Source organism: Vagococcus sp. QWL-13 (assembly GCF_058683555.1).
On record NZ_CM178746.1, the window covers coordinates 836,104 to 842,500 of the forward strand.

7 protein-coding genes and 1 rRNA gene (1 of these 8 cut by a window edge) are annotated in these 6,397 nt (G+C 42.0%); 6 read left to right on the top strand and 2 right to left on the bottom strand.

Translation table 11 applies throughout. From position 1 onward, the window contains the following. Positions 1-5: 5 nt before the first annotated feature. Together AC4PHI_RS03900 and AC4PHI_RS03905 are read left to right on the top strand one after the other, a co-directional pair. Positions 6-773, top strand: a complete 768-nt coding sequence (locus AC4PHI_RS03900) for a TIGR01457 family HAD-type hydrolase (RefSeq protein ID WP_492201009.1) — start codon at positions 6-8, stop codon at positions 771-773. Further along, complete coding sequence (locus tag AC4PHI_RS03905; protein WP_492201010.1) at positions 770-1,408, top strand: TIGR01906 family membrane protein; 639 nt, start codon at positions 770-772, stop codon at positions 1,406-1,408. Before AC4PHI_RS03900 ends, AC4PHI_RS03905 begins: the two co-directional genes overlap by 4 nt. Before the next feature lie 26 nt (positions 1,409-1,434). On the opposite strand, the gene AC4PHI_RS03910 is transcribed toward AC4PHI_RS03905, so the two are convergent. Further along, the gene (locus AC4PHI_RS03910) at positions 1,435-1,929 is read right to left on the bottom strand and encodes a phosphatidylglycerophosphatase A family protein (RefSeq protein WP_492201011.1); all 495 of its coding nucleotides are present in this window, start codon (positions 1,927-1,929) and stop codon (positions 1,435-1,437) included. A gap of 78 nt (positions 1,930-2,007) precedes the next feature. Then, on the bottom strand, positions 2,008-2,997 hold the full coding sequence (locus AC4PHI_RS03915) for an NAD(P)/FAD-dependent oxidoreductase (protein WP_492201012.1): 990 nt from the start codon (positions 2,995-2,997) through the stop codon (positions 2,008-2,010). Between the two features lie 156 nt (positions 2,998-3,153). Between AC4PHI_RS03915 and AC4PHI_RS03920 the strand changes: the two genes are divergently transcribed. The 4 genes from AC4PHI_RS03920 to AC4PHI_RS03935 form a co-directional block, all read left to right on the top strand. Continuing rightward, positions 3,154-3,735 carry a peptidylprolyl isomerase gene (locus AC4PHI_RS03920; protein ID WP_492201013.1) on the top strand — a complete coding sequence of 194 codons (582 nt, stop codon included), beginning with the start codon at positions 3,154-3,156 and terminating at the stop codon, positions 3,733-3,735. Between the two features lie 25 nt (positions 3,736-3,760). Next, a complete protein-coding gene (locus AC4PHI_RS03925; protein ID WP_492201014.1) occupies positions 3,761-4,132 on the top strand; it encodes a CvfD/Ygs/GSP13 family RNA-binding post-transcriptional regulator in 372 nt (123 codons plus the stop codon). Between the two features lie 83 nt (positions 4,133-4,215). After that, the gene (locus AC4PHI_RS03930) at positions 4,216-4,581 is read left to right on the top strand and encodes a hypothetical protein (RefSeq protein ID WP_492201015.1); all 366 of its coding nucleotides are present in this window, start codon (positions 4,216-4,218) and stop codon (positions 4,579-4,581) included. Between the two features lie 424 nt (positions 4,582-5,005). Continuing rightward, positions 5,006-6,397 (top strand): 16S ribosomal RNA (locus tag AC4PHI_RS03935) (it continues 168 nt past the right edge of the window).

Sequence of the window (6,397 nt, forward strand, 5' to 3'; positions counted from 1 at the left end):
TATCTATGGTGTATAAAGGCTATTTAATCGATTTGGACGGCACTGTTTACCGGGGGAAAGACCCCATCCCTGCCGCCAAAAATTTTATTGAAGAGCTGCAGCAGAAAAAGCTGCCCTTCCTTTTTTTAACGAACAACACCATCAAAACTCCTGAAAAGGTCCAGAAAAACTTGTCGGAAAATTTTGATATCCACGTTCCGTCCTCGACGATTTTCACTGCGGGAAACGCAACAGTAGATTACATGAACCATCGCAATAAGGGGAAGAGTGTTTACGTTGTGGGTGCGCCAGGACTGGTGGAGCTGATTTTAGCTTCCGGTTTTCAGTGGGAAGAAGCCAATCCTGACTATGTGGTTGTTGGCTTGGACCCTGATATTAATTACGAGAAGATGACGATAGCAACCTTGGCCATACAAAAAGGGGCACAGTTTATCGGCACGAATCCTGATAAAAACATCCCCACTGAACGGGGATTGCTGCCTGGAGCAGGTTCCCTAGTTGCTTTTTTTGAGACAAGTACGGGAGTAAAGCCGACGATTATCGGCAAGCCGGAGACAGCGATTATGGACAGTGCCATTGAACGTTTAGGTTTGGCTAAAGAAGAAGTTTTGATGGTGGGTGACAACTACTTGACAGATATTCAGGCTGGAATCAGAAACGGTGTGGATACTTTGTTGGTTTTAAGCGGCTTTACCCAAAAAGAAGAGGTCCCTGAGTTGCCGATTGCCCCGACTTATGTTCTTGATTCGTTAGCCGATTGGAGTATAGTATGATTGGAACTAATTGGAAAGAGAAACTAGGTTTGGCTTGTGTGTTGTTGACCATTATCACGCTGGCCATCACCATCACAATTAATGCTCTGCCTCTCTATGTTTTTGATATCAGTTATCTTGATATTTTAGATCGTGTCGATTTAACCCAAGAAGAACTGTTAAAAAATTATCGGGAATTGATGACCTACTTAAATTTTCCGTGGATACAGCAATTGAAGATGACTGATTTTCCTGTGTCTGATTCGGGAGCTTTTCATTTTTGGGAAGTGAAAAAGTTATTTTTATTAAATTATGGTGTCTTGCTCTTGACGATGATACCTTCAGGGATGTTTTTGCGAAAGCTTTGGAAAGAAAAACGTTTGTGGATTTTAAATAATGGTTTAACTATTGCCGCATTAGTTCCCGTTTTTTTATCTTTTTTTATGTTGATCGGATTTGATAAATTTTTTACCGCATTTCATCAAGTATTTTTTAATAATGATGCCTGGATTTTTGATCCGGCAGTTGATCCGATTATTTTAGTTTTGCCGGAGCAATATTTTTTACATTGCTTTATTTTAGCGATTGTCCTATTCGAGATAATTGTTCTGGGGATTATTTATTTTGGGAGACGGCAATTAAAATCAAAAAACTAGCTCGTACAATAATGTACGAGCTAGTTTTATTCTACACCTTCTTGTGCGTGGGCTAGACGGCTGGCAGCAGCGGCAGCAATGGCACCGATGATATCATCGAGAAAAGTGTGAACATTTTTTCCGTTTTTGTCATTCAGCTCTTTTAAAATTCCCGGCTTGACTTTATCAATGTAACCGTAGTTGGTAAAACCGATCGAACCATAGACGTTAACGATTGACAGGGCCATAATTTCGTCAATACCGTAAAGACCTTCATCGCTTTCGACGATTTCCTGCAGGGGAGAAAGCATTCCGCCATTTTCAGCGAGAATATCTAATTGAATACCAGTCAAAATGGTATTTTGAACTTCTCTCTTTTTCAAAACAGCTTTAACATTTTCCAGACAAAGTTCAAAACTTAGATTTTCAACATAAGGAGATTGTAAAAAATACACCAGTTTAGCGATATCTTCTAATTCCACTCCTCTTTCGTGTAGAAGCTGACGGGATTTTTTTTCTAAAATATCTTTACTCGTTACCATATAACTGCCCTCCTGATAAGTTTTTCATAGAAGCTATCATAGCTTTAAATCCGTTTAATTGCAAGAAATTGTAAAAAATCAGAACATGCTAGTGCTGTGCCCCGGCTGGATACGGAACTCCGGCATTGCATAGTGGAGCGCGTTATTCACGGCAGTAGGCGCTTCGCCAAAGCCTGTAGCAATCAAATCTACTTTCCCCGGATAAGTGCAGATATCGCCGGCAGCATAGATTCCGGGAATATTTGTCGACATATCACTGTTGACTAAAATTGACTGTCCCTTGAGTGCCAGCTGCCATTCTTTGATTGGTCCCAGAGAAGAACTAAAGCCGAAATTGACGATTAAATTATCTATGGGCATGATTTCTTGAATTTTAGCTTTAGGATTTTCGATTTTAACTGAATAAATATTTCCTTCGTCATGGGACAACTCTTTGATAACAAAAGGTGTACGAAGCTGGATGCTTGATTTGTTCAGCTGTTCCACGCTATGTTCGTGTGCACGGAATTGGCTTCTCCGATGAACTAAGGTAACGGAGTTTGCGATGGGTTCAAGCATCAAGGCCCAATCGATGGCAGAATCCCCGCCGCCAGAGATCATCACATTTTTCCCGCTGAATTTTTTCATGTCCGAGATGACGTAGTGAAGAGATTGGTTTTCGCAATGGGCACTGCCGTCCACTTGCAGTCTCCTTGGTTGGAAAGAACCATTTCCCGCCGTGATAATCACTGTTTTAGTGATGTAGGTATTCTTAGTCGTCGTGATTTCAATAAGCTTTGAGTCTAGGGGAGTAACTCCCAGTACAGTTTCATTCAAAGCGATAGTATGCTGAAATTTCATGACTTGTTCTTCTAAATTATCAACCAACTCCTGTGCAGGAACTTTTGGAAATCCTGCTACATCGTAAATATATTTTTCCGGATAAAGCATTGCCAATTGACCGCCTAATTGCGGCAAACTTTCAATCAATAATGTTTTGGCGTTTCGCATACCGGCATAAAAACCTGCAAATAAACCAGTGGGGCCTCCGCCAATAATGGTGATATCAAAAACTTCCTTTTGAGACATGTGTTTACCTCCAAAAAATACTTAAAATATTCTATCCATATAGTATAAACGAAATTGAGGACGAACAACATTTTTTTGTTTCGAAATTAATAATGGCGACTTTTATGATTTTAAGTTAAAATGGAGGGAACGATAAAAAGAAAAGGAAGTGGCTAAATGTTTTTACAATTAAATTTATCTGAAGCGAAAGGGCCAGTGGCTTTAATCAAAACAACTAAAGGTGATGTGAAAATAAAACTTTTTGAAGAAGAGGCACCAAAAACAGTTCAAAATTTCGTTGAGCTGGCAAAAAAAGGTTATTATGACGGCGTGATTTTCCACCGAATCATAAAAGACTTTATGATCCAAGGCGGGGACCCTACTGGAACAGGTATGGGCGGTGAAAGTATCTACGGCGAGGCATTTGAAGATGAGTTTTCTCGTCAATTATTTAATCTGCGCGGTGCGTTGTCCATGGCAAATGCAGGCCCCAACACTAACGGCAGCCAGTTCTTCATTGTTCAAAACACAAATGTTTCCGGACAAATGCTGAGCCAGTTGAAAGATGCCGGCTTCCCAGAAGAAATCACAGAGGCTTACCAGAATGGCGGAACACCTTGGTTAGACTTCCGACACACAGTATTTGGGCACGTGATGGAAGGCATGGATATTGTGGATGAAATCGCTGATGTACAAGTGGGTCCTCAAGACAAACCTTTGGAAGATGTTGTCATCACAACTATTGAAATTTCCGAATAAATTTTAGAATGGAGGTTGAGCATGGATGACTTATAAAATCGGTATGGTCGTTGCAGGGGTTATCACAGGAATTCAACCTTACGGCGCTTTTGTTTCCCTGGATCAAAAAAAACAAGGGCTGGTCCACATTTCTGAAGTGAAATCAGGATACATCAAAAATATCAAGGAAGTATTATCGGTAGGAAAGGAAGTCAATGTCAAAATCATTGATATTGACGAATACTCTAAAAAAATCAGTTTATCTTTGAGAGCATTGGAGACTTATCCTGCAGGGAATACATTCAAGAAAAAAAGATTTTTTACGAACCCTAAAAATAAAATTGGTTTCGATGCGCTGGGGACAGCAATGCCAAAATGGATTGACCAGGCCATAGAAAATCTAACTGATAATGGATGAAATTTTTTCGGAAATATGGTATAGTTTTTATTGAAAGCAATATTAATTTTCATGAAAATCAGCAAAATAAGAGGTGGGATTTTTTGCAGAACAAACTTGTAGCTGGCACTGTGATTTTGAATGAAAAAAATGGGGGAAAGAGATTTTTATTGCATGAAAATTCAGAACAATTAGATTTTATTATGGCTTCAATCGACGATGAACGTACAAGCTTAGCATGTATCCTAGAGGCCTTAAAAAATGAAGCCCATGTGAATTTGGAGAAAATCAGTTTAGTGGAGTTAACTAACATACAAGTGGCGAATCGAAAAATACCTTTTTACGTTTTTGAAATAGAAGAAAGACATCTAGCTTCAACCTGTCCTTCTGATTATAAATGGGGCTCACCTTGCAATTTAAGGGAGGTTCTGAATCGGCATCAAGTGACAGGAGTTCCGATTTTCAACTAGTTTTCCAACTAATAGTAAGTTCAAAAAAATTGCTTTTTAACGAAAAACTTGGTATAGTATCATAGGTGTCACGCTAGACCGGTTTTCGTTAAAAAGTTTTTTATTTTAAAATAATTTGACAAAGATAGTTGATCGTGATAAACTGATAAAGTTGTCTCGTTAAAAAGTGCATAAAAAAACTTTTAAAAAAGTTAACAAAAGTAGTTGACATACTCAACTAATGATGCTAATATTTAGAAGTTGTCCCAACAAGACAACCGACAGCTTTTGAAGCTGTCACGTAGACCTTTGAAAACTGAACAATGAATAAGACGAACCAAATGTGTAGGGGGTTTTACTTCTAGTAAAACCATACTAAATTTAGTGAAGTCAATTCGCTAGCAAAATATTTAATGAGCTAAACATCGCAAGATGTTATCATACTTTTATTGAGAGTTTGATCCTGGCTCAGGACGAACGCTGGCGGCGTGCCTAATACATGCAAGTCGAACGCTTTTTCTTTCACCGGAGCTTGCTCCATCGAGAGAAAAAGAGTGGCGGACGGGTGAGTAACACGTGGGTAACTTGCCCATCAGAGGGGGATAACACTTGGAAACAGGTGCTAATACCGCATAATTCCAGTGACCGCATGGTCATCGGATGAAAGACGCTTTCGGGTGTCACTGATGGATAGACCCGCGCTGCATTAGCTAGTTGGTGGGGTAAGGGCTCACCAAGGCCATGATGCATAGCCGACCTGAGAGGGTGATCGGCCACACTGGGACTGAGACACGGCCCAGACTCCTACGGGAGGCAGCAGTAGGGAATCTTCGGCAATGGACGCAAGTCTGACCGAGCAACGCCGCGTGAGTGAAGAAGGTTTTCGGATCGTAAAACTCTGTTGTTAGAGAAGAATCAGCGGGAGGGTAACTATTCCCGCCCTGACGGTATCTAACCAGAAAGCCACGGCTAACTACGTGCCAGCAGCCGCGGTAATACGTAGGTGGCAAGCGTTGTCCGGATTTATTGGGCGTAAAGCGAGCGCAGGCGGTTCCTTAAGTCTGATGTGAAAGCCCCCGGCTCAACCGGGGAAGGTCATTGGAAACTGGGGAACTTGAGTGCAGAAGAGGAGAGTGGAATTCCATGTGTAGCGGTGAAATGCGTAGATATATGGAGGAACACCAGTGGCGAAGGCGACTCTCTGGTCTGTAACTGACGCTGAGGCTCGAAAGCGTGGGGAGCAAACAGGATTAGATACCCTGGTAGTCCACGCCGTAAACGATGAGTGCTAAGTGTTGGAGGGTTTCCGCCCTTCAGTGCTGCAGTAAACGCATTAAGCACTCCGCCTGGGGAGTACGGCCGCAAGGCTGAAACTCAAAGGAATTGACGGGGGCCCGCACAAGCGGTGGAGCATGTGGTTTAATTCGAAGCAACGCGAAGAACCTTACCAGGTCTTGACATCCTTTGACCACTCTGGAGACAGAGCTTTCCCTTCGGGGACAAAGAGACAGGTGGTGCATGGTTGTCGTCAGCTCGTGTCGTGAGATGTTGGGTTAAGTCCCGCAACGAGCGCAACCCTTATTGTTAGTTGCCATCATTCAGTTGGGCACTCTAGCGAGACTGCCGGTGACAAACCGGAGGAAGGTGGGGATGACGTCAAATCATCATGCCCCTTATGACCTGGGCTACACACGTGCTACAATGGACAGTACAATGAGTTGCGAGACCGCGAGGTTTAGCTAATCTCTTAAAACTGTTCTCAGTTCGGATTGCAGGCTGCAACTCGCCTGCATGAAGCCGGAATCGCTAGTAATCGCGGATCAGAACGCCGCGGTGA